Consider the following 21,876-nt stretch of genomic DNA (forward strand, 5'->3'; position numbering starts at 1 on the left):
CTCTTAGTCGATATGCCTAAGCCTCCTATTTATTATGTTCTGCTTGCGGGTTGCGTACTGCTGGCCCTGGGCTTGGCGCTGGCGGCCTGGCGGCGTCCCGATGCTCGGCGCCGCAGCGCACGGCTGCTGGCCGGCATTCTAGCGGCTGCAGGACTGTGGCTGACGGCCTATCCGCCGGAGCGGAGCGTGGCGGAGCCCCAGGCCGAGGCTATTCTGCTCACCACCCACTATCAGCCCGATACGCTACGGGCCTTGCTGGCGCGCTTTGGGGCGCGTACCCGCATATGGCGCTATGCCCCGGCTACGTATTCGGCAACGCTCAATGATACGCCCATAGTAGCTAGCTTAACGACCTTGCGGGAACAAATGCCTGCCTTGCGCCGCTTGCATGTGCTAGGCCAGGGAGTACCAGCCGCCACTTTACCCGCTCTAGATTCGGTGCGGCTGGTGCGCCACGGCGGGTCGGCCTTCACGGGGTTTCGGGCAGCGCACTGGAACCGGCAGTTGGAACTGGGCAAGTCTCTAGTTGTTGAAGGCTACTTCGCGGGCCGTGAGACGAAGCCAACCTGGGTGCGCCTGCAAGTGGCCGGCACCCCCCGCGACTCAGTACGGCTGCCCAGCGGCCAGGGGCGGTTCCAACTACGCTACGTACCCCGCGCCGTTGGTAGGCTGGTAGCCACTGTTTCTGGGCGGCAGAATGGCCGGGAGCTAGTTACTGAGCCAGTGCCCGCCGAAGTACTGCCAACGCGGCCGTTGCGGGTGCTGCTGCTAGCTGCTACGCCTTCGTTCGAGCTAAAATTTCTGAAAAACTACTTAGCTGCTCGTCAGCACGCCGTAGCATGGCGCGTGGGCATCAGCCGAGGCCTCACCCAAACCGAGTTCAGCAACCAATCGGCCACCGACATAAGCCGCCTCACTCCTGCCTTACTGGTGCGCTACGACGTGCTGATTGCCGAAGCGGGTGTACTGGCCGCTTTGCCGGGTGCCGAGGCTCAGGCGCTACGGGCAGCGCAACGCAACGGGAACATTGGCCTTGTAGTGTTAGCCGATGTTGCCAGTTTGCCCGCTACAGTTCCTGGCCGAACTACCTTACGGCTAGTAGCGCAGAGCGGCGCTGCCGCTGCCCGGCCGCAGCGTCTAGCATGGCCTGAAGCACCGGCAGCCACAGCCTTGGTTCCCACTACTTTGGCGCTGTCGGGTACGGCGCGGCCGCTGGTAACGCTGACAGGCGCAACCCAGGCAGTGGTGGCCAGCCAGCGCAGCGGAGCCGGTAACGTAGTGGTTTCCGCATTGCTGGAAACCTACCCCTGGCTGCTGCAGAACGCCACAGCCACTTATAGCAGCTATTGGAGTTGCCTCTTAACGGCTGCGGCGCCACCTCTAACTCCTGCGGCCTCATGGCTAATTACCGAGCCGTGGCCTCGTCCACACCTGCCCGTAGTTCTGCGCCGGACTGGCAATTTCCCTAATAAATCTCCCACAATAGCGGCGGCGGTACCAACTCAACTACCCTTGCAGCAGGACGCCACGCTGCCGGAGTGGAGCACGGCTACGTATTGGCCCACCGCTACGGGTTGGCATCAAGTGCAGGCAACAGGGCAGCCAGCGCAGTGGCTGTACGTTTTCGGGGAGAAAGACTGGCTGGGTCCTGAAACCCAACGCTGGGAGCAAGCCACTCAACCTTGGCTAGTGGGCACCAACCAAGCCCTGCCGGCCCTGATGCGCAACGAGCCGTGGCCAGTGGCTTGGTTTTTTGTGCTGTTTGTGCTAGCAGCTGGCTTTCTGTGGCTGGAGGAAAAGCTGTAGCCTAAGTTATCTGGCGCAGGGAAACGGCCAACTTACTCTGTTAACCCTCCAGTGTGCATTGCTGGCTCTGCTGCTTAATACTTAATAGCGGATGTCAGGGTGCCCGCCAAGCTGAACAGCAATATCGTTAAGACTGCCGAGCACGTGGCCATCTATCACTACCACAAACGAGAGCACAAAGCTGTGCTCCGGCAGGTCGTGCCCCCATGTATTGTGCATAGCGGCGGGTGCCCCTTCATATTGCTCCAACAATTCCGAAAAACCCAGGCTGCGTGTAATCAAGACGAAGATTCGGGGAGAAAGACCAAGGATAGTTGCACCGCCTAACTAGCGTAGGCGTGTCTACAATATTGCATTATTAAATTTAAATACTTTGATATTCCTTGATTTCTTTTCCAACGCTACATCATCTTGCTCCTTTCACGCGCTCTGTAGGCAGTTAGGATTTACTTACCAGCATTAAACAAAAAGCCCGGACCTTATTAGATAAGGTCCGGGCTTTCGGGCAATTAGGTAGTGAGCCTGTGAAAGGCCGCCTACTTACTTAACCTCGGTGGTAGCAGGAGCAGCAGCAGCCGTAGTATCAGCGGTGGCAGGAGCCATGGCCGTCGTGTCCATAGTGGCAGGAGCTGTAGCTTCAGCAGTTGTAGCTTCGGTGGTGGCAGCACCCTCGGTAGTAGCCGGCTTCGATTCGCAAGAGGCCAGGGCTACAGCGAAAAACAGAGCGGATACTTTCAGCAGGTTGTTCATTTGATCGTAGGTTTGAAAAATTTTTTGTCTGAAAACGTCCTTGATACCGGACTGTTTGAAAGGTAACCCGACAGGAAAATTTATTTTTCCGCTGGGTTACCGGGCTTCCTTCATCGTATTAATACCTAAAGTAAATGGCGAAGGCCACTGCTTCTTACACCGACGACGAGTTCGTGGCGGCTATCCGCAACGGCGACGACCGGGCCCTGGCGCAACTCTACCGGCTGCACCTGCCTATGATTTCGCACTACGTACTGCAAAACAGCGGTACCGAAGACGAAGCCAAGGACGTGTACCAGGAGGGCATCATGGTGTTCTATGAAAAGGTCCGCGACGGCTCTTTGGAGCTGAGCTGCCAGATCAAGACCTACCTGTATGCCGTTTGCCGGCGGCTGTGGCTGAAGCGGCTCACCGAGAAAACCCGCTTCGGCGGCTCGCTCGATGACCACGAGCCCTACCTGGAAACTGGCGCCGAAGCCGATTTGGTGGAAGCCGAAGAACGGGACCGGCGCTTTGCTACCATGAGCGAGGCGCTGGATCTAATTGGGGAGCCGTGTCGTTCACTTTTAGAAGGCTTTTACTTGCTCGACAAGTCGATGCAGCAACTCACGGCAGACTTTGGCTACACCAACGCCGACAATGCCAAAAACCAGAAGTATAAGTGCCTGGTACGGCTGAAAAAGCTCTTTTTCAGCAACTATCAGGAATCGGAAACCTAAATTTTAGAAGCAAGCCAACATGCCTTGTTTCTTTTTGAATGATACTCGTTGCGGACCTCACCCACCCGCCTTACTGCTATGATGACGGAAGCTGATTACTACGCTTTATTTGATGCCTACCGGCAAGGCGAGCTGGACACCCCAGCGCGCCAAAATCTGGAGCGCCGCTTGGCTGCCGACCCGGCGCTAGCGCAGCGCTTTGCCGAGTTTGAGGACGTAAGCGGCACCTTGCGCGGCTACGGCCAGCGCCTGAACACCCGCCATAAGCTGCGCGCCATTCAGGCTGAAATAGATGCCGAGCAGGCCGTGAAGCTGGAAGGCGAAACCCTGGAAACCGGCCACCCCACCATGCCTACGGTGCATATTTCGCGCACCGAGCAGAAGCTGCGGGAGTTTTGGCGGGGGCACCGCGCTACTATGATGGTAGCCGCATCGGTGGCCGTAATGGCTGTATTCACTACGCTGTTGGGTATTGAGTGGTGGCGCGCTTCGCAGAAGCCTTCCTTGTATGGCTACACGGTACTGCGCCGTGAGGTGGAGCGCATCAAGCGCACGCAGCGAGCTATGAACCTGGCCCTCAGAGGTCAGGAAGACCAGCCTGTTAAGGATGGCAAGTTCAGCGGTACGGGCTTCGCACTAACTGCTGATGGCTACTTGGTTACCAGCTACCACGTTATTCAGGGAGCCGATTCGTTGCTGATTGAGGGCCGCGACAAACAGCGCTTCCGCGCCGAGCCGGTGTTCTCCGATGTGGCCCACGATTTGGCTATTCTGCGCATCAAAGACAAGGATTTCAACGGCTTCGGCCGCTTACCATATTCGTTTAAGCGCGGCACCGCCGACCTAGGCGAGAAGGTGTACACCATTGGCTACCCCCGCGAAGACTTGGTGTTCAACGACGGTTCGTTGAGCGCCCGGTCGGGCTTCGAGGGGGACTCGGCCTTCTACCAGATCAGCATTCCGGTGAACCCCGGCAACTCGGGCGGCCCGCTGCTCGATGACCGAGGCAACCTGATTGGCGTAATCAGCGGCCGGCAGATGGACGTACAGAGCGCCGCGTTTGCCACTAAGTCGTCGTACCTGATGCACCTTGTAGATTCGTTGTCGGCAGCGGTTGGCTCGGGTCATTCGTACACTATGCCGCGCGGCAACCAGCTGGCCGGCAACTCCCGCCCTCAGCAAATCCGCAAGCTCCAAGACTATGTGTTTGTGGTGAAAGTTTATGAGTGAAACGCGGTAACAGCTAACCTGCTCCGCCGTCGTTACCGCTGAGCGGCTAGCACTGCTACTACTATTGAAGCCCTGCCTGAAAAAAGGCAGGGCTTTTTTTGTTGCTACAGTTCAGCTTGATTAATCGCCATTGCAGGCCCTGATGGGCATTTTTGCAAGCCAACGCGGGCCGGAAATCGTGCTGTTTAGGCAAGGCCCAACAAGCAATTCATTAAACTTTCACTATTTAATCAAGTCATTGGAATACAGCTTGCTATTGGGGCAAGTAATTGGTTACTTCCGGATTATTTCGCGCGCTCTTTTCCATCAACCACACTAGCTCACCCGCCTATGAACCGCAGAGCTTTCCTCAGCAAACCAGCCCCGCTGGCCAAGCCGCTTACGGCGGTGCTGGCGCAACCAGCTCCCCCCTCCCCCAGCGACCTGCCAGGCGACGATGAAACCATCAGCCGGTACGCCAACAACAGGTTGCCGACGGCTGCTCGTTCCCTGGCGGGCCTAAACCCATACACCGGGGCCTGGGGCTACCCCCAGGCCGCGCATTTGCTTCGCCGCTGCCTGTTTGGGCCCACCCGCGCCGAAATCACCACGGCTGCAAGCCAAACGCTGACGCAGGTGGTCAATGGATTACTCACGGCCCCGGCCGCACCAGTTGCGCCACTCAACGTGTCGGCGACGGATACCAGCGTGCCGCAGGGCCAGACCTGGACGACGCAGCCATTCGACCAGAACTTTGAAGGCGTGCGGCGTTCCTCACTACGGGCGTGGTGGATGGGCCAGCTATTAGACCAAAGCCCTACGCTGGTGGAGAAGATGACGCTGTTCTGGCACAACCACTTTGTGATTGAGTTAGGTGACATCAACGATGCCCGCTATGGCTACCACTACTGCACGCTACTGAGGCAGCACGCGCTGGGCAACATCAGGCAGCTTACTGAGGATATTACTGTGGCTCCGGCCATGCTGCGCTACTTGAACGGCAATCAAAGCACGGCCACGGCACCCAACGAAAACTACGGCCGGGAGCTGCTAGAGCTGTTTACAGTAGGCAAAGGTCCGCTTATCGGGCCGGGCAACTACACCACTTACACCGAAGCCGATGTGCAGGCTGCCGCCAAGGTGCTAACCGGCTGGCGCGATAATGCCACCACCATTGCCGGCTACTACACCGCTTCGCGCCACAATACTACCACCAAGCAGTTCAGCGCGGCTTTTCAGAACGCCACCATCAGCAACCTCGGCGACCAGGAATACAAATCCCTCATCAACCTGATTTTCGCGCAGCAGGCCACTGCCGAGTTCCTGTGCCGCAAGCTTTACCGCTGGTTTGTGTACTATGTGATTGACGCCACCACCGAAGCGCAGGTGATTCAGCCGCTGGCCCAACTGCTGATTACCAACAACTATAATGTGGCACCGGTGCTGAGGGTACTGCTCTCGAGTGAGCATTTCTTTGACGCCGTGAACATGGGCTGCGTGATTAAAAGCCCTCTTGATTTCACAGTGGGCACCTGCCGACAGCTGCAAATGGTGTTTCCAGCGGCCAGCAACCTAGTGGCGCAGTACGGCATGTGGGACTACCTGAACAGCGTCACGAATGTGCAGCAGCAGTACCTCGGCGACCCGCCCAACGTGGCCGGCTGGGCCGCTTACTGGCAGACGCCGCAGTATTACGAAATGTGGATCAACGCCGTGACGCTGCCCCGCCGCAACCAACTCACCGACCTGTTTATCAGCACCAACGGCTACACCCGCAACAGCGCCAACATCAAGATCAAGCCCGTGGAGCTGGTACTTACGCTGCCGCCCGCCACGGCTTCCGACCCCAACCTGCTGATTGCCGAGCTAGCCAAGCTGTTGCTGCCCATCCCATTGACGGCCAACCAGCTCACCTACCTCAACGACATCCTGCTGCCCGGCCTACCTGATTTCGAGTGGACCGTGGAATGGCAGGAGTACCTGGCGGCGCCCAACAACACGGCCAAGAAAACGGCCGTCGAAACCAAGCTACGCGCCCTGCTGCGCGCCATGATGGGCCTGGCCGAATATCATTTGTCTTAATGTACAAGCTGTTAGCTATTGGCTGCTAGCTGTTGGCTGTCGTTGCCTGATTGGCGCCGACGCGGCAGTTTTCAGCTAACAGCTAATGGCTAACAGCTAATAGCTTCATCATGAAACGCAGACAATTCCTTCAGACTACGGCCGCTGCTACCGTATTGCCTACCCTGCTGGGCGGCTTGCCCATTGGGGCTTACGGGTTTTCGCCCGAGCTTTTTGATATCACCGGAGGCGCCACCCAAACCGACCGGGTACTGGTGCTGATTCAGCTGAATGGCGGCAATGACGGGCTGAACATGATTATCCCCACCGACCAGTATTCGGCCCTAATGAATGCGCGGGCCGATATTGCCATTCCGCAGGCGCAAGTGCTGCCGTTGAGCGCCACCACGGGCATTCACCCAGCCATGGCCGGCGTGAAAAACCTGTTCGACAACGGCAAAATTGGGGTGGTACAAGGCGTGGGCTACCCGAATGCCAATTACTCGCATTTCCGCGCCACCGACATCTGGACTTCGGGCTCCGATTCCAACGTGACCATCACCTCGGGCTGGGCCGGGCGGTACCTCAACGGCGAGTATGCCAACTACCCCACCGGCTACCCCAGCGCCGCCAACCCCGACCCGCTGGCCATCAGTATTGGCTCGGTGGTAAGCAACTGTGTGCAGGGACCTAGCGTGAACATGGGCATGGCCATTGCCAGCACCACGTCGTTCTATCAGCTGCTTTCTGGTGGCGTAGATGCGGCTCCGAACACGCCCGCCGGCCACGAGCTGACTTTTATCCGGCAGGTTATTTCGCAGACCCAGGTGTACACCACCACCATTCAAGCCGCCGCGGGCCGGGCCACCAACCTCTCGCCGCTCTATCCCGCTGCCGGCCAGAATAGCCTCTCCGACCAGCTTAAGATTGTGGCGCAATTGGTAGCAGGCGGCCTCCAGACGCGCATTTATGTGTGCAACCTTGGTGGCTTCGATACGCATTCCAACCAAGTACCCACTACCGGTAGCACCACCACGGGTACGCACGCCACGCTGCTCGGCAAAATCTCGCAGGCGCTGGAAGCCTTCCAGGACGATTTGCGCCGTTTGAATGTGCAAGACCGGGTGGTGGGCATGACTTTCTCGGAGTTTGGCCGCCGCATCAAAGCCAACGCCAGCAAAGGCACCGACCATGGCGCGGCGGCACCACTCATTGTGTTTGGTACGAGCGTGAACCCAGTGCTGCACGGCACCAACCCGGTGCTGCCCGCCAACGCCGGCGTCAACGACCAAGTGGCTATGCAGTTCGACTTTCGGGCGGTGTACGCCAGCTTGCTGAAAGATTGGTTCCGGGTGCCGCAGGCTACTTTGAACGCACTGCTGCCTTCCACCAACAGTCCGTTTCCCTACATGCAAATCATTCGGCCAGCGGTGGTGAACGGCACGGCTTCGGCGGCCGCTACCAATGTGGCCAGCTTTAGCGTATACCCCAACCCCGTCCGGGACCGGGCCACGGTGGAGTTTAGCTCGGAAGGCGGCCACGTGCAGGTGCTGCTCTACGACAGCTTGGGCCGCGAAGTAGTGCGCCTCCTTGACCGGCCCATGCCCCGCGGCCTGCGCCAGATTCCGCTGGATGCTACGAGGTTAGCGACGGGTTCTTACTACTGCCACGTGCAGGAAGGCTCCCGCGTTAGTTCCCGGCTGGTGGTGGTGGAGTAGCCAGGTATTATCAATGGGGTTGCCCCAGTCAGCAAACGAAGCTATAAGAAGGACAACGGCGCTTTTGATTGGAAAGCTACCGTTGGCCTTTAGTGCCTCTAGCGCGGAGCTACGAGCTTTTTTGTTGAATTTCTCTGGAAAAAAGCAGCCCGACAGGCAGCCCCGCTCTTGCTTTCTGCGTACACGCCTTCCGATGGCCCTGCCATTCGCAATGCCAACCGTACACCTGCTACTTCAACTCCACGATGGACAATCAACTAGAGAAACAAATCGACAAAATTCTGCCAGAAGACATTTCGCGCACTCTGGAAAGCGCCTACCACGTTGTTTTCCAGGGCGACTATGACCACGTAGACGACCTGCTGAAGCACGGCGGCATCCTGATTCGCAAGGCAGCCCAACGCTTCACTTCCACGCAAATGATCCTAGGCATTGCTGCTATTGCTGCCGTAGCCGTAGTGGTGGTAAGCCGCGCTGCTGCCTCCGACGATGAAGGCGAAGCTACCGATGCTTCGGAGCCAAAGCTCAGCAAAGCCGAGTAAGCACATTCTTATAGCACACAAAAAAGCCCCGCCTGAACGTGTTCAAGCGGGGCTTTTGTATGGTCGGTACTTACACTAGGCTGCTTCCAGTATGCTGGCGTCGTTGTGGGCCGGGGAATTGACGCGGGTAGTCACAGTGTATGCTTTCATCAGGTCGGCGGAGTACGGTAGCAATAAGGCTTGGTGGTCAGTTAGGCTCACAGAGTCGTCGAGCCAAGCCAGTTCGGCTTCCCGGTCTTGCAGCATCACGGGCATCCGGTTATGAATCGGGGCCATCAGGTCGTTGGGCTCGGTGGTGATAATGGTGAACGTGGGGCGCACTTCACCGGTGGATTTGTCGAGCCATTCGTCCCAGAGGCCGGCAAAAGCAAACGGCTCCTCGTTGCGTAGCAGAATACGGTGCGGCACTTTGCCTTGCGCAGTAACCTGCCACTCATAGAAGCTGTCGGCGGGCACCAAGCAGCGACGGCGCTGTAGCAACTGCCGGAAAGAGGGCTTGTCGGCCAGGGTTTCGGCGCGGGCATTAATGGGTTTGGGAGCCGCTTTCAGGTCTTTCACCCAACCCGGAATTAGGCCCCATTGCAACAGCTGAATCTGGCCGGGCTCGGTATTAAGAATGACGGGTAGCTGCTGCGACGGCGCCGCGTTGTAGTTGGGAGTGGCCTCCGGCTTGAAAGAAGCATCAAAGCGCTTTTCAAGCACCAGTTTAGGGGCAATGGTAGTATAGCGGCCGCACATAACGGGAGAAGTTGAGTAGAGGAATAGCACTCAGTGGTGCTGAAGTAATATAACGTCTGCTTTTCCTAGCGGGTTCGCTACAGGGCTGCTATCATCTCCATCCCAATTAGAGACTAGGTCGTTCAGAATAAAATTCAATTTTCTGGCTTATTTCCAGTTTACGTGCATTCCCGTCTGTTCCCCGTGCTATTCTCATTTTAGCGCGGTATCCTGTTTTGGCAAACAATTGGTTTCACTCGGTTAAGGCCTATATATTCCGTATAAGACACTATTCCACCCACCTGCCCACCTATGGCTACCGATATCCTTCAACGCAACAATGTGCAAGTAGTAGGCCATGGCCCGCGCACCCTCTTATTTGTGAATGGCTTTGGCTGCGACCAAACCATGTGGCGCTACATTACCCCAGCCTTCTCCGAGCATTTCAAGCTCGTGCTTTTCGACCACGTAGGCGGGAGCCTATCGGATGCCAACGCCTACGAGCCGCTCAAATACGCTACCCTACACGGCTACGCTCAAGATGTACTAGCTATTTGCAGGCAGCTTGATCTTAGCCAGGTTACCTTGATTGGCCATTCGGTGGGGGCCATGATTGGGGTATTGGCAGCCATTGCCGAGCCAAGCCGGTTTCAGCAACTGCTGCTGCTTTGCCCTTCGCCGTGCTACCTCAACGAGCCTGGCTACTACGGCGGCTTCGACAAGGCCGACATTGTCGCCATGCTGGAATTCATGCAAACCGACTATGTGGGCTGGGCCGATACGTTTGCCCCGCTCATTATGGGCAATCCAGAGCAGCCTTCCCTGGCCGATGAACTCAGCCACAGCTTCTGCCAAACCCTGCCGGCCATTGCCCAGCAGTTTGCGCGCGTGACGTTTCTATCTGATAACCGACTGGATATCAGGCAACTGCAAACACCCTGCGTATTATTGCAGAGTGCTAAAGACCTAATTGCGCCTTTAGAAGTCGGCGATTATCTGAAAAAACACATTCCGGGCTCCATTCTGATTACACTGCCCGTGGCCGGCCACTGCCCACAGCTAAGCGCCCCCATGGAAACGCTGCTGGCTATGGAAGCCTGCCTAGCGGCCTAACCGCCCAGTGAACTGCGCTATACCCGCGTCAGGCCCAGGCGCTCCACTGTTTCACCCTCGAAGTCGAACTCGATAAGTACGGCGGGCTCCTCGCCTATCACCCAGCCATCATGGCCGGGCGCAATGGCTACCACCTGCGGGGCTACGTACTCTTCCTGGGTACCATCGGCGTATTGAATACCCAGCTTGCCGGCCGCCAGAAACCCCACGTGGGCGTGCTGGCACAGCTCGGTGCCAATCACTGGCTTCATATCCTTCGACCACCGGAAGCCTACTGGATATACCACCCGCTTCACCCGCGAGTTGCCGGTGCGCACTACGTCTACCTTCACGCCGCCTACTTCGCGGCGGGTGGCATCTTTCAACGGGCCTAAGAGCGTGTCGATATTCATGGTTGAGTATAGGAAGAGAATGGAACAAGTAGAAGCAACTGCTTGAATATAGGTATTCAGCCTTTAGAACTTTGATAATAAAAGCTAATTTGACAACATTTATATAGAACAACCAACATACACAGTATACAAATGTCGCTAACAGCCAAGCCGAGAATTGCTTACTTGATTTTAGCTCATCGATATCCTGAACAACTAGTTCGGCTAGTTTCACGACTCAACACTGAATCAGCTGTCTTCTTAATTCACATTGACAAGAAAGTAAGCAATGCAATATACGATTCAATTGTTCATCAATTAAGCTTGCATAAAAATGTGTACTTTATCAAACGTTATACATGCTATTGGGCTGGATTTGGCATTGTAGAAGCTTGTATCCAAGGCATTAAGGAATTAATAGATCAGAAGATAGATTTTGATTTTTTAGCTTTGCTTAGTGGACAGGATTATCCTATAAAATCGAATGAGTATATCGAGAGTTTTTTCAAAAAGAATATAGGAACATCTTTTATACACCATAATCCTTTTCCTTTTTCTGAGTGGGGAGAAGAAAAAGGAGGCTGGAATAGAGTTAATTACTGGCATTTAGTGCGTGAAAGCCGTCAGTACAGTTATTCTACTCGAAATAACTTTGCATCTGGCACTATTTCTCAGCGCCTACTAAACCGTGGTATAAACGCTTGTGCCAAGCTTTTGCCCCTTACCAGAGAATTCCCCAACAGCTTTCATCCATACGGTGGCGCTCAATTTTGGTGTTTATACAAAACTCACGTACAACAAGCATATAATACCATCCAGCATAATCCCCAGTTAGTGAAATTCTTTCGTCATGTTTTTGTGCCGGATGAAATATTTTTTCAAACCATAGCAGGTAATTCATCTTTTAAAAACAATATACATAACGACACTTTAACATTTTTGGAGTGGTATAGACCAGGGGCAATATTATATGCCTCTGACATGATTAATATTCTTAAATCAGAGCATCTTTTTGCTCGAAAATTCGACACCACTGTTGATGCAGAGGTATTGGATATGATTGACACGCAGATCTTATTTAAATCTTGAGTTTACAATAAAACAGTTAATACTGTTATCAGTGTCAGCGGAAGCTCACATAGCAATGTGCTCATCCTCTGTCCCGATTCCACTAGTCCCGTAGTTCCGCTAGCTAGTTTCGTAACTGGCGCGGCTTACCTCGCCGATCAACTAACACTTGCTACCACGAGCCTAGTGCGGCTCCCTTCCTACTAGCATAGCGTTTCCTTCGCTGCATCATGCATTAGCATACAGAGCCTGCTGTCTGGCCAGCTGGACTATTTATTAGCGCTTCACTACATACCGAAAGAAAAATTTATGTAATTGTTGTTGTTTACTTTGAAAAACAAAGTACTTTTGAATATACAATGAATCGAATTTGGTAACAGCCGAAAATGCATCGGGATGCATCGTGACTACCACGCACAAAACAACCAGCAGTACGAACTGCAAGCGGCAAATTTCTTCCTTAAACCCAACACATATCTGCCATGTCACTCACCAAAAGCCTTCTTCTCGTTGCCCTAGCCACCGGGCTGCTGCTACTGATTCCGTTGGTTGCCATGCAGTATACCACCGAAGTAAACTGGACCTTCTCCGACTTTGTATTTGCCGCTGTTGTGCTGTTCGGGGCGGGTTCCACGTTCGTGCTCATCGCCCGGATGGGCACCAATGGCATGTACCGGCTGGCGGCCGGCGTGGGGGTAGTAGCGGGGCTGTTGCTCGTGTGGGCCAACGCGGCGGTGGGCTTGGTAGGCAGTGAGCACAACCCGGCCAACCTGCTGTATGGGATGGTACTGCTAGTGGCTCTTGGCGGCGCCATTGCCGCTCGTTTCCGGCCGCTGGGCACATCCAACGCTATGTTTGCTGCCGCTTTTACCTATGTGGCCGTCACAATTATTGCTCTATTTGTCTGGAAACCTACAGGGGCAGCCGCTGAGCCGTCGGTATACCTACTAAATGTGCTGGTTGCCAATGGTGCTTTCGCCGCTCTGTGGGCTGTTTCGGGGTGGTTGTTCCGCCGCGCCACCAACTCACACCGGCAACTAGCTTAAAAGCACAGCATCCCGAATCATATCATTCCTGCATCTTATCTGATACTCCCATGACCGTAGCACACTTCGTAATGGCTGGCATCGTACTACTCCTTGCTGGCCTCGTGTATCTGCTGGTAGCCAGCCGGGGCCGCAGTGGCACCTACAAACTGGCTGCGGGTATAGCGGTAGCGGCGTCCCTTCTGCTCGTGTGGGGCAACCTGGCCGTGGGGTTCATCGGCAGCGAAGACAACCCCATGAATCTATTGTACGGTGCAGTGCTAGCGGTTGGCTTTGTTGGGGCCGCAACGGCCCGGCTCCAGCCCTCGGGCATGGCCCGCGCTATGTTTGCGACGTCAGCAACCCAGTTTGCCGTGCCTTTCGTGGCCCTACTCATCAAGCAGCCCGAACTAAACATGGGGGTATTATGGGTGATTGTGCTCAATACCATCTTCGCCGGGCTATGGGTGGCCGCAGGGTGGCTATTCCAGCGGTCTGCTGGTGCGATGAAGGCGCTATAGAGGGGTAAGCTACCGTCAAAAAGTCATTATCATTATGGTGTAAATCACAAAATCAAGTCAAAAAGTCAGCAAAAGCTCTTCTGCACCCCATTTGCTATGCACTCGTAGAACTTCCTAACCCGAAGCACTTAACTAGTCTTAGCAACCATGAACTTTAATAACTATACCATTAAGGCACAGGAGGCCGTGCAGAAGGCCACTGAAATTGCCGGGGGCAACCAGCAGCAGGCCATTGAAACCGGCCACCTGCTGAAGGGCCTCTTCCAGAGCGACGAGAATGTGCTGTCGTTTCTGGCCAAGAAGCTGGGTGTGAACCTGAACATCCTCACGCCCCGCCTCGATGCCATTGTGACGGGCTATCCGAAAGTAAGCGGCGGTTCGCCGTACCTCTCCAACGAAGCGGCCGCCGCTCTGCAACGCGCAACCAACTTCCTGAAGGAGTTTGACGATGAATATGTGTCGGTGGAACACCTGCTATTAGGGTTGCTGGGCGGCAAAGACGCCGTAGCTACCCTGATGAAGGATGCCGGCTTCAACGAGAAAGACCTGAAAGCGGCCATTAAGGAACTGCGCGGGGGCCGCAAGGTGACCAGCCAGACCGCCGAGGACCAATACCAGAGCCTCAACCGCTACGCCCGCAACCTCAACGAGCAGGTGCGCACCGGCAAGATGGACCCGGTCATCGGCCGCGACGAGGAAATCCGGCGCGTCCTCCAGATTCTGAGCCGCCGTACCAAGAACAACCCCGTCCTGCTCGGTGAGCCCGGCGTTGGTAAAACCGCCATTGTGGAGGGCCTGGCCCAACGCATTGTGGCCGGCGACGTGCCCGAAAACCTCCAGGACAAAATCATCATGTCGTTGGATATGGGCTTGCTCATTGCGGGTGCCAAGTACAAGGGCGAGTTTGAGGAGCGCCTCAAGTCCGTTATCAAAGAAGTAACCGACTCCGAAGGCCAGATCATTCTGTTCATCGACGAGATGCACACCCTGATTGGCGCCGGCGGCGGTGGCGAAGGCGCCATGGACGCGGCCAACCTGCTCAAGCCAGCCCTAGCCCGCGGCGAGTTGCACTCCATTGGGGCTACCACCCTCAAGGAGTACCAGAAGTATGTTGAGAAGGACAAGGCCCTGGAGCGTCGTTTCCAAGCCGTGACGGTGGATGAGCCAACCATTGAGGACGCCATCAGCATCATGCGCGGCATCAAGGAGAAGTACGAGCTGCATCACGGCGTGCGGATTACCGACGACGCCGTAATTGCCGCCGTTGAGCTTAGCTCGCGCTACATCACCGACCGGTTCCTGCCCGACAAGGCCATCGACTTGATGGACGAAGCCGCCGCCAAGCTGCGCATCGAGCTGAACTCCATGCCCGTGGAGTTGGATGAGGTGCAGCGCCGCATCATGCAGCTGGAAATTGAGCGCGAAGCCATCCGGCGCGAGGAAAACCACGACCGGGAAAACGTGCTCAACAAAGACTTAGCGGAGCTAACGGCCAAGCGCGACACGCTGAAAGCACAGTGGGAAAATGAGAAATCGGCCCTCACTAGCATTCAGACCGAGAAAGAGAACATTGAGCGCTTCAAGCTGGAAGCCGACCAGGCCGAACGCCAGGGCGACTACGGCCGCGTAGCGGAGCTGCGCTACGGCAAGATTCAGGAAGCCGAAGCCAAACTCAAGGAGCTACAAGCCCAGGCCGAAGCCGACAAAGGCAAGGACGGCGGCTCGATGCTGCAGGAAGTGGTAACCTCCGAGGATATTGCCGAAGTAGTAGCCAAGTGGACCGGTATTCCGGTAAGCAAGATGCTGCAATCGGACCGGGAGAAGCTGCTGAACCTCGAAACCGAGCTAGGCAAGCGTGTAGCCGGTCAGACCGAAGCTATTGGCGCCATTTCGGATGCGGTGCGCCGCTCCCGGGCGGGCTTGCAGGATCCTAAGCGGCCCATCGGTTCGTTTATCTTTCTGGGTACGACTGGCGTAGGTAAAACCGAACTGGCCAAGGCCCTAGCCGAGTACCTGTTCAACGATGAGAACAGCATGGTGCGCATCGACATGAGCGAGTACCAGGAGCGTCATGCCGTATCGCGCCTAATTGGGGCACCTCCGGGCTACGTGGGTTACGACGAAGGTGGTCAGCTGACCGAGGCCGTGCGCCGCAAGCCGTACTCGGTGATTCTGCTCGACGAAATCGAGAAGGCCCACCCCGATGTGTTCAACATCTTGCTGCAAGTACTCGATGATGGCCGCCTCACCGACAACAAAGGCCGGGTGGCGAACTTCAAGAACACCATCATCATCATGACCTCCAACACGGGTGCCGACATCATTCAGAAGAACTTCAAGGAGCTGAACGAGTACAACCACGATGAAGTGGTGGACCGCACCCGCGACGAAGTGGTGGAGCGCCTGAAGCAACACATGCGCCCCGAGTTCCTGAACCGCATCGACGAGATTGTAATGTTCCAGCCGCTGAAGCGTCGCGAGATTCGCAAGATCGTGGACATTCAGTTCCGGCAGATTCAGAAGCGCCTGGAAGAAGCCGGCATCCGGCTAGAAGCCACCGACGAGGTGCTGGACTACCTCGGCGAGCAGGGCTTCGACCCACAGTTCGGTGCCCGGCCCCTCAAGCGCGTTCTGCAACGCTTGGTGCTGAATGAGCTGTCGAAGGACATCCTCTCGGGCCGTGTGAGCAAGGACGCTGTGGTGGAAGCTGTGCTGGCTGATGGTAGCATCCGCTTCAACAACGTGGAAATTCCCGCCGTAGGGTAAGTAGGTTGATTGAAACGAAAAATCCCCGCTGGTACTATGCCAGCGGGGATTTTCTGTTACACAACACTCTGCTATTTCTTGCGGGCGGCCCGTTGTTGCTCTTTTAGTTTGTTGAGCTGCAATTGCTGCATGATAGTAACCCGCATAACGGCCGCGCTGGCAAAATACTCGGGCTTGAGTTTGCGCCGCAGTTTAGCTGGAATAGGTTTGCCAACTTCATAATCGTGCTGAATCTGCCGAAGATTGTCGCGGCTGTAGGTGCTCAGGCGCACCACCATGGCGCTAACGCCACCTATCATCATGGGTACTCCAACTACATATTGCCAGGAATCTGGTGGTATATCCCTGGTTTTAACGCCGTTGATTGACTCTTCCCCAGGCTGTATGAACGCAAGCCCTAATGGCGCAACAGGCAGCCACCACCATGTATTGTTGCGTTTGGTGGCATATAAGCTAACCAGCGCGCCAGCAGTATCGGCTACTGTAGCACTAGGTTCGTAGCGCGCCAGATACCACTTGCCAAACGTGGTGGGAATGGAATCGGGAATGGTGGCCTGTGGGGCAATAGGCGCCTGAACACTTTGCGCGAATGCAGGGCTAGCAAACGCCGCCAACGCCCCCATGAAAAGTAAGCGTTTAAACATCAAATGGGATTAAGTAATATCTCTAAAGCGCATTGAAAATCAACCTACTCACCTTGCTGTAATCGAAAACTGACTGAAGCTGCAATAGGAGTATAGTAGGTGAGTTTCAGCTAAAAAGCAGCGTACAAGCCTACTGACAAGCTAGTTCGTGCTGCGTATCAGGGCAGTTTTCGGAATAGCTTTACTCAAAGTATTTGCTTTTTAGCCGGCGGCTAACATATGGCGGCAAGGTCTTGCTTTGGGAGTATACCGTAAGAACGGCGTCCTCTTTTGCCTTGCTGAAGCGCGTCAGCTTGCCTATCCCAATGCCGGCAGGTATGCCTCCTACTACAGTTGCGCCAACAAAGGCGCCGGAAGCATTGCCACCGGTGTCGCCGCTGGCCGAAGCCGTAGCAATCCGAACGGCAGCAACAGCACCTACAGTAGTCCACACCCACCCGCCCGTACGGCGCTTAGCAAACAACACCCGTACGGCCTGCGCCGTGTCGGCCTTGGTTACAATGAATGGTGTGGTGGTAATAGCTGAACTTTCTGGGGCAGGCTGCTGCGCAAAGGCAGCAACACTCAGGCATAAGGTCAGGTTAGTGAGTACTAGTTTCTTCATTGACTACGTGACGAAATGAAGCAAACTTTAAAAGTCTGCGCGGTATGATGGATAGAGAAAAACGAAAAGCGTATTCGAGATAAAGCTATTCGTTCTTGTTGAGTTCACCACGTTTATAGCAGAAAAAACAGTCCAAGAACAGATAGAGGCACACCAGCCCCTACGGTGGGTTTATCGACAACTTAATTACAGGAGAACAGCAGCGGCTGCGTACATCAGGACATTTCAGGGTCGGATTTCATCCTTTCAACTCCCTGAGCGTATGGATAGGTAACTGAACCGTAAACTTTTACTTACCACGATGCTGCATTCTTTTTTCTCTCTGGCAACAAAACCGTTTGCGCTGCCCCGTTTCGCTCGGGTGGTAGCACTGCTAGCTGGGCTAGCTATTGTGCTGCCCGGCTGCTCCGACGATGACGACACGCCCGCCGATCCGCAAGGCCCTAACAAAATAACGGTGCCACGAGCAGCACTACACCCCGAAGGTATTCAGTACGATGATGCCAATAAACGCTTCTTTGTTAGCTCCCGGACCGAGGGCCGTATCGGGATAGTGAAGGATGACAGCACCTACACGCAGTTTGCCGATGATGCGCAGCTGATTTCCACTATCGGCTTGAACCTTGATGCCAGCCGGAACCGCCTGTTAGTAGCTATATCAGATAACAACACGAACCCTGCCCGTACCAATCCGGCTACGCAACGGCGGCTGGCGGCGCTAGCTATTTACAATACCACCAACGGTACACGAACCAGTTATGTGGACTTAGGTAGCTTACGGCCCATGCAAAACCATTTTGCCAACGACATAGCTGTTGATAGCCAAGGCAATGCATACATCACCGACAGCCTCTCGCCCATCATTTACATTGTCACGCCGCAGGGTCTTGCCAGCGTATTTCTGGAAAACGCCCAGTTGAGCGGCGGCACTGGCTTCGGACTGAACGGCATTGTATTTCACCCCGATGGGTACCTGTTGGTGGCGAAAGCCAATGATGGCGCTTTGTTCAAAGTACCCATTTCCAACCCCAATAGCTTCTCGCGCGTGACAACCAGCCAAAACCTAACGGGCGCCGATGGGCTGCTGCTTACGGATAATCAAACCCTACTGGTGGTTTCAGGAAGCCAAAGCACTGTATTCCGGATGTCTAGTTCCGATGGATGGGCCAATACTAGCAATTCGGGCAGTTTTGCTACGGGGGCCGTAAGCCCAACCACTATCACGCGCCGTGGCAACGATGCCTACGTGCTGTATCCTTACCAACCGACCTCACCGCGGTTTGCTATAACCAAAGTGAAGTTCTAAGCTAGCCACGCTGCTCTGGCTGTAGCCTTGTGGCTGCGCTACTCACAATAAAAGCCGCTACCATAATTGCCTTGCTGATATTGGGTAGCAAGGCAATTACGGTAGCGGCTTTTATTGTGAGTAGCTTGTTTCTCGCAAGCGTGCAGCCTTATTAGGTGCGCCTTTCAAATATTACGCTGCCAATCCAGTATTGCGGACGTAGTGCATCAGCCGGAATAGCTCGGCGGAATCGGTAATAGAGCCGGCATAATGTACCACGGGGTCGTAGAGGTTGCCCGATGATAATTCTACTAAATTATCGTCGCCATCCGTAACGTGCAGGCGCAGAGTACCTTGCGGAGTAAGGCACACATATAGCTGGCCCTGCTCATACGTGGTGCCAGAAGGCAAGCCTACTGCCGGCAGGAAGCCAGCCTGCTCTATTTCGCACGCTGATATGGAGAATGGCATAGTGTCAAACAGATTAGTGAAGTAGCGCGTTTGGCAATAGGCTTGGGCGTTTGGGGTAAGAGAGCTGGCTTCTTATCTTTCCAAAACAACGCTAAAACCACGGCACCTTCACCTTGCACTCTGCCTATGCGCCGTTTCCATCGACCAACGGCACCCTGAGCAAGGCTAACCTGAAGCGTATTGAACTGCCGCCCCTTAAAAGCTGTACATCCTGTAGCTTTGCAGTATGTCCGTTTTCCAGACGTATCTCCAACTCGGTTTCTACCACATTTTCAATCTACAGGCCTACGACCACCTCGTATTCCTGCTGGCTTTGTGTGCCCCCTACGTGCTAGCCGACTGGCGCCGTGTGGTGGCCTTGGTTACCAGCTTCACGGTAGGCCATTCGCTCACGCTGGCACTGGCTACGCTGGGCGTAGTAAACTACAGCGCGGCCCTCATTGAAGCCCTGATTCCGATTACGATTTTACTTACCTGCCTCGCCAATCTCGCCAAAGCTGGCCGGCCAGAACCCCGCGCCGCCCGGCGCTTAAGGCCGGAGCCATTTGTACTGGCTTTGCCCAACCTGCTGGCCTTAGTGTTCGGCCTGATTCATGGCCTTGGGTTTTCCAATTACCTGCGCGAACTACTAGGCCGCCAAAGCCGCCCCATCACTGAGCTCCTTGCCTTTAATGTGGGCGTAGAACTGGGGCAGTTGCTTATTGTAAGCATCATTTTAGTGCTAGGCTTTGTGGTGCTGCGCATTTTCAACGCTGCTCGCCGCGACTGGCTGCTGGTGGTGAGTGGAGCGGCGGCTGGCATTGCGCTGATATTGTTGCTAGGGCAGGCTTCTTAATGTGTTTCTGTGAACATTTTGTACGCAGTAAAATACAAGTGCTATCTTAATAAGTATATCCTGCTTCTATACCCAGCAGTTTCCTAATACAAATGTTTCCCTTGCAAATCCGAAAGCCTGACTTTCTATCATTTTACGTCTGGCAGTTTATTATATACGCGGGCCCTTGCCTGCTAATGTGGTTGTTGTATTTCCTGGCATTTTTTCCAGGTATGATGTCCCGCGATTCGCTCGACCAATGGCAGGAAGTGCTTACGTTTAATTTCAACGATTGGCACCCAGCTATTGTATCGTTTTCCTATTGGCTATTAACGCGTATTTGGTTTTCGCCGGCTATTATCTGTCTTGCGCAAATTATGGCATTAGCTAGCGCCGTTGCTTATGGTATGACCAAATTGCAGCAGCGTGGCGCCCCACAGTGGCTACTAATATTGCTAACACTTTTTATCTGCTTTTTACCACTCAATGGCTTTTATGTAAATACTTTATTTAAGGATGTTCCTTTTGCCATTGCCGTATTTATTTTATCAATTCACGCCATGGAAATATTTGAGTCAGGAGGCAGGTGGCTGCAATCCAACCGAAATATATTCTGTTTGGCACTGAGTTTAGCCTGCGTGTGGCTGATTCGGCATAACGGACTGCTTACCTCGCTGCTTGCTATTGCTGGCCTATTTATTTTCTATTTCCCGTACCGCAAACGCCTTGCCGCAGCGGCGCTTTGCTGCTTTGGTTTGGTGTACGCCGTGAAAGGGCCTTTGTATAGTGCTATTCATGTGCAAGGCAAAGTATACGCACTGGAAATCCTGCTGACTCACCAAATAGGCGCTATACTGCATGACGGAGCACAGCTTTCGGATTCAGAAAAACAGGTGTTGGAAAATGTGCAACCGCTAGCCATTTGGAAAAAAGAATACAACCCATTTACTAGCGACAATTTAGTTTTCAACAAGTATTTCAATTATAAATACTTAGCACAACCTGGGGCTAGAGAGAAATACATTGCAACGTGGTTTTCCTTGGCCAAACGTTATCCAGGTTCGTTGCTTACCCATCAAGCAAACGTATCGGAATTAGTATGGCGGCTCGACAACCAGGAAGGAAGTTACACCTATGCTGTTCACCCACTTATTGACCCCAATGAGGCTGGCCTTACAACACAAAGTATTTCGCCGCTTCTAAAAAGAATTATCATGCATATTTATTATTCCACTTTCTACAAACCCTTCTTTCGTATTATTTTATACCGCCCAGCTTTGTATATTTATCTTATTCTAGCCAGCGGGTTAGTCACTCTCTTTCTTACGCGCAGCCGCCGCTACTTGATTGTACTTGCGCCCATTCTCAGCATTATTGTAGGAGTGGCCTTAACCATTCCGGTGCAGCATGTACGATATTTATACCCCTGCTTTTTGGTGGCGCCGCTACTGATTGGCAATCTGCTGCTACACTTCTATCGTTACCGCAGTCCTCGTGCTGTTGACACTGATCTACCTACTAGTTCAGGTAAATGAAAGCCCAAGGTTGATACAAGTTACTTGTTGAGGTTACAGAATTTATTGGGAGCAGTGTGCCCTTTCATGCAGCCAAAACCTTTTAAATTCATCTATACTGTTCGCAGAACAGCCCGCCCTTTTTCATCTACACTTTC

Annotated in this window: 21 protein-coding genes; 14 read left to right on the plus strand and 7 right to left on the minus strand. The window is 54.4% G+C overall.

Annotation, left to right across the window (positions count from 1 at the left end; translation table 11 throughout):
• Positions 1–12 precede the first annotated feature (12 nt).
• Positions 13–1,806, plus strand: coding sequence for a hypothetical protein (locus G536_RS0114540; protein ID WP_022824335.1), 1,794 nt, complete (start codon positions 13–15; stop codon positions 1,804–1,806).
• An 81-nt stretch (positions 1,807–1,887) separates the two neighbouring features.
• Here the strand turns inward: G536_RS0114540 and G536_RS0114545 are convergent, their stop codons facing one another.
• Positions 1,888–2,088, minus strand: a complete 201-nt coding sequence (locus G536_RS0114545; RefSeq protein WP_022824336.1) for a hypothetical protein — start codon at positions 2,086–2,088, stop codon at positions 1,888–1,890.
• 258 nt (positions 2,089–2,346) lie between these two features.
• On the minus strand, positions 2,347–2,556 hold the full coding sequence (locus G536_RS0114550) for a hypothetical protein (RefSeq protein ID WP_022824337.1): 210 nt from the start codon (positions 2,554–2,556) through the stop codon (positions 2,347–2,349).
• A 134-nt stretch (positions 2,557–2,690) separates the two neighbouring features.
• Here G536_RS0114550 and G536_RS0114555 point away from each other — a divergent pair, with 134 nt between their 5' ends.
• From G536_RS0114555 to G536_RS28035, 5 genes are all read left to right on the plus strand, one after another.
• A complete protein-coding gene (locus G536_RS0114555; RefSeq protein ID WP_022824338.1) occupies positions 2,691–3,275 on the plus strand; it encodes an RNA polymerase sigma factor in 585 nt (194 codons plus the stop codon).
• A gap of 78 nt (positions 3,276–3,353) precedes the next feature.
• Positions 3,354–4,505, plus strand: coding sequence for a S1 family peptidase (locus G536_RS28030; RefSeq protein WP_084708628.1), 1,152 nt, complete (start codon positions 3,354–3,356; stop codon positions 4,503–4,505).
• 330 nt (positions 4,506–4,835) lie between these two features.
• Entirely contained in the window at positions 4,836–6,566 is a 1,731-nt protein-coding gene (locus G536_RS0114565) for a DUF1800 domain-containing protein (RefSeq protein ID WP_022824340.1), read from the plus strand.
• 110 nt (positions 6,567–6,676) lie between these two features.
• On the plus strand, positions 6,677–8,263 hold the full coding sequence (locus G536_RS0114570; protein ID WP_022824341.1) for a DUF1501 domain-containing protein: 1,587 nt from the start codon (positions 6,677–6,679) through the stop codon (positions 8,261–8,263).
• 245 nt (positions 8,264–8,508) lie between these two features.
• A complete protein-coding gene (locus tag G536_RS28035) occupies positions 8,509–8,805 on the plus strand; it encodes a hypothetical protein (RefSeq protein ID WP_022824342.1) in 297 nt (98 codons plus the stop codon).
• Between the two features lie 75 nt (positions 8,806–8,880).
• Here the strand turns inward: G536_RS28035 and G536_RS0114580 are convergent, their stop codons facing one another.
• A complete protein-coding gene (locus G536_RS0114580) occupies positions 8,881–9,573 on the minus strand; it encodes an SOS response-associated peptidase (protein WP_245575833.1) in 693 nt (230 codons plus the stop codon).
• A gap of 261 nt (positions 9,574–9,834) precedes the next feature.
• On the opposite strand from G536_RS0114580, the gene G536_RS0114585 reads away from it, so the two are divergent.
• Positions 9,835–10,635, plus strand: a complete 801-nt coding sequence (locus G536_RS0114585) for an alpha/beta fold hydrolase (RefSeq protein WP_022824344.1) — start codon at positions 9,835–9,837, stop codon at positions 10,633–10,635.
• Between the two features lie 17 nt (positions 10,636–10,652).
• Here the strand turns inward: G536_RS0114585 and G536_RS0114590 are convergent, their stop codons facing one another.
• Positions 10,653–11,027: a cupin domain-containing protein gene (locus G536_RS0114590; RefSeq protein WP_022824345.1), complete on the minus strand. Its 375-nt coding sequence runs from the start codon at positions 11,025–11,027 to the stop codon at positions 10,653–10,655.
• Between the two features lie 132 nt (positions 11,028–11,159).
• Between G536_RS0114590 and G536_RS0114595 the strand changes: the two genes are divergently transcribed.
• The 4 genes from G536_RS0114595 to clpB all read left to right on the plus strand — a co-directional run bounded on the left by G536_RS0114595 (position 11,160) and on the right by clpB (position 16,386).
• Entirely contained in the window at positions 11,160–12,095 is a 936-nt protein-coding gene (locus G536_RS0114595) for a beta-1,6-N-acetylglucosaminyltransferase (RefSeq protein ID WP_022824346.1), read from the plus strand.
• A 461-nt stretch (positions 12,096–12,556) separates the two neighbouring features.
• Positions 12,557–13,120, plus strand: coding sequence for a hypothetical protein (locus G536_RS28040; RefSeq protein WP_022824347.1), 564 nt, complete (start codon positions 12,557–12,559; stop codon positions 13,118–13,120).
• Positions 13,121–13,170: 50 nt separating this feature from the next.
• Complete coding sequence (locus G536_RS0114605; protein WP_022824348.1) at positions 13,171–13,620, plus strand: hypothetical protein; 450 nt, start codon at positions 13,171–13,173, stop codon at positions 13,618–13,620.
• A 147-nt stretch (positions 13,621–13,767) separates the two neighbouring features.
• On the plus strand, positions 13,768–16,386 hold the full coding sequence (gene clpB, locus G536_RS0114610) for an ATP-dependent chaperone ClpB (RefSeq protein ID WP_022824349.1): 2,619 nt from the start codon (positions 13,768–13,770) through the stop codon (positions 16,384–16,386).
• Between the two features lie 71 nt (positions 16,387–16,457).
• Here the strand turns inward: clpB and G536_RS0114615 are convergent, their stop codons facing one another.
• Together G536_RS0114615 and G536_RS0114620 are read right to left on the minus strand one after the other, a co-directional pair.
• A complete protein-coding gene (locus G536_RS0114615) occupies positions 16,458–17,030 on the minus strand; it encodes a hypothetical protein (RefSeq protein WP_157530637.1) in 573 nt (190 codons plus the stop codon).
• A 181-nt stretch (positions 17,031–17,211) separates the two neighbouring features.
• Positions 17,212–17,634 carry a hypothetical protein gene (locus G536_RS0114620; RefSeq protein ID WP_022824351.1) on the minus strand — a complete coding sequence of 141 codons (423 nt, stop codon included), beginning with the start codon at positions 17,632–17,634 and terminating at the stop codon, positions 17,212–17,214.
• Between the two features lie 301 nt (positions 17,635–17,935).
• On the opposite strand from G536_RS0114620, the gene G536_RS28045 reads away from it, so the two are divergent.
• Complete coding sequence (locus G536_RS28045) at positions 17,936–18,940, plus strand: SMP-30/gluconolactonase/LRE family protein (RefSeq protein ID WP_022824352.1); 1,005 nt, start codon at positions 17,936–17,938, stop codon at positions 18,938–18,940.
• Positions 18,941–19,111: 171 nt separating this feature from the next.
• Here G536_RS28045 and G536_RS0114630 read toward each other — a convergent pair whose 3' ends face one another.
• Positions 19,112–19,390 carry a hypothetical protein gene (locus G536_RS0114630; RefSeq protein WP_022824353.1) on the minus strand — a complete coding sequence of 93 codons (279 nt, stop codon included), beginning with the start codon at positions 19,388–19,390 and terminating at the stop codon, positions 19,112–19,114.
• Between the two features lie 226 nt (positions 19,391–19,616).
• Here G536_RS0114630 and G536_RS0114635 point away from each other — a divergent pair, with 226 nt between their 5' ends.
• Together G536_RS0114635 and G536_RS0114640 are read left to right on the plus strand one after the other, a co-directional pair.
• On the plus strand, positions 19,617–20,225 hold the full coding sequence (locus G536_RS0114635) for a HupE/UreJ family protein (protein WP_022824354.1): 609 nt from the start codon (positions 19,617–19,619) through the stop codon (positions 20,223–20,225).
• A gap of 212 nt (positions 20,226–20,437) precedes the next feature.
• Entirely contained in the window at positions 20,438–21,739 is a 1,302-nt protein-coding gene (locus tag G536_RS0114640; protein WP_157530639.1) for a DUF6020 family protein, read from the plus strand.
• Positions 21,740–21,876: the final 137 nt, after the last annotated feature.

It is taken from the genome of Hymenobacter norwichensis DSM 15439 (assembly GCF_000420705.1).
GTDB classification, from domain to species: domain Bacteria; phylum Bacteroidota; class Bacteroidia; order Cytophagales; family Hymenobacteraceae; genus Hymenobacter; species Hymenobacter norwichensis.

Coding starts and splice junctions, on each gene's coding strand:
- G536_RS0114540 (WP_022824335.1), top strand. CDS start 13: ATGCCTAAGCCTCCTATTTATTATGTTCTGCTTGCGGGTTGCGTACTG.
- G536_RS0114550 (WP_022824337.1), bottom strand. CDS start 2,556: ATGAACAACCTGCTGAAAGTATCCGCTCTGTTTTTCGCTGTAGCCCTG.
- G536_RS0114555 (WP_022824338.1), top strand. CDS start 2,691: ATGGCGAAGGCCACTGCTTCTTACACCGACGACGAGTTCGTGGCGGCT.
- G536_RS28030 (WP_084708628.1), top strand. CDS start 3,354: ATGATGACGGAAGCTGATTACTACGCTTTATTTGATGCCTACCGGCAA.
- G536_RS0114565 (WP_022824340.1), top strand. CDS start 4,836: ATGAACCGCAGAGCTTTCCTCAGCAAACCAGCCCCGCTGGCCAAGCCG.
- G536_RS0114570 (WP_022824341.1), top strand. CDS start 6,677: ATGAAACGCAGACAATTCCTTCAGACTACGGCCGCTGCTACCGTATTG.
- G536_RS28035 (WP_022824342.1), top strand. CDS start 8,509: ATGGACAATCAACTAGAGAAACAAATCGACAAAATTCTGCCAGAAGAC.
- G536_RS0114585 (WP_022824344.1), top strand. CDS start 9,835: ATGGCTACCGATATCCTTCAACGCAACAATGTGCAAGTAGTAGGCCAT.
- G536_RS0114590 (WP_022824345.1), bottom strand. CDS start 11,027: ATGAATATCGACACGCTCTTAGGCCCGTTGAAAGATGCCACCCGCCGC.
- G536_RS0114595 (WP_022824346.1), top strand. CDS start 11,160: ATGTCGCTAACAGCCAAGCCGAGAATTGCTTACTTGATTTTAGCTCAT.
- G536_RS28040 (WP_022824347.1), top strand. CDS start 12,557: ATGTCACTCACCAAAAGCCTTCTTCTCGTTGCCCTAGCCACCGGGCTG.
- G536_RS0114605 (WP_022824348.1), top strand. CDS start 13,171: ATGACCGTAGCACACTTCGTAATGGCTGGCATCGTACTACTCCTTGCT.
- clpB (WP_022824349.1), top strand. CDS start 13,768: ATGAACTTTAATAACTATACCATTAAGGCACAGGAGGCCGTGCAGAAG.
- G536_RS0114615 (WP_157530637.1), bottom strand. CDS start 17,030: ATGTTTAAACGCTTACTTTTCATGGGGGCGTTGGCGGCGTTTGCTAGC.
- G536_RS0114620 (WP_022824351.1), bottom strand. CDS start 17,634: ATGAAGAAACTAGTACTCACTAACCTGACCTTATGCCTGAGTGTTGCT.
- G536_RS28045 (WP_022824352.1), top strand. CDS start 17,936: ATGCTGCATTCTTTTTTCTCTCTGGCAACAAAACCGTTTGCGCTGCCC.
- G536_RS0114630 (WP_022824353.1), bottom strand. CDS start 19,390: ATGCCATTCTCCATATCAGCGTGCGAAATAGAGCAGGCTGGCTTCCTG.
- G536_RS0114635 (WP_022824354.1), top strand. CDS start 19,617: ATGTCCGTTTTCCAGACGTATCTCCAACTCGGTTTCTACCACATTTTC.
- G536_RS0114640 (WP_157530639.1), top strand. CDS start 20,438: ATGATGTCCCGCGATTCGCTCGACCAATGGCAGGAAGTGCTTACGTTT.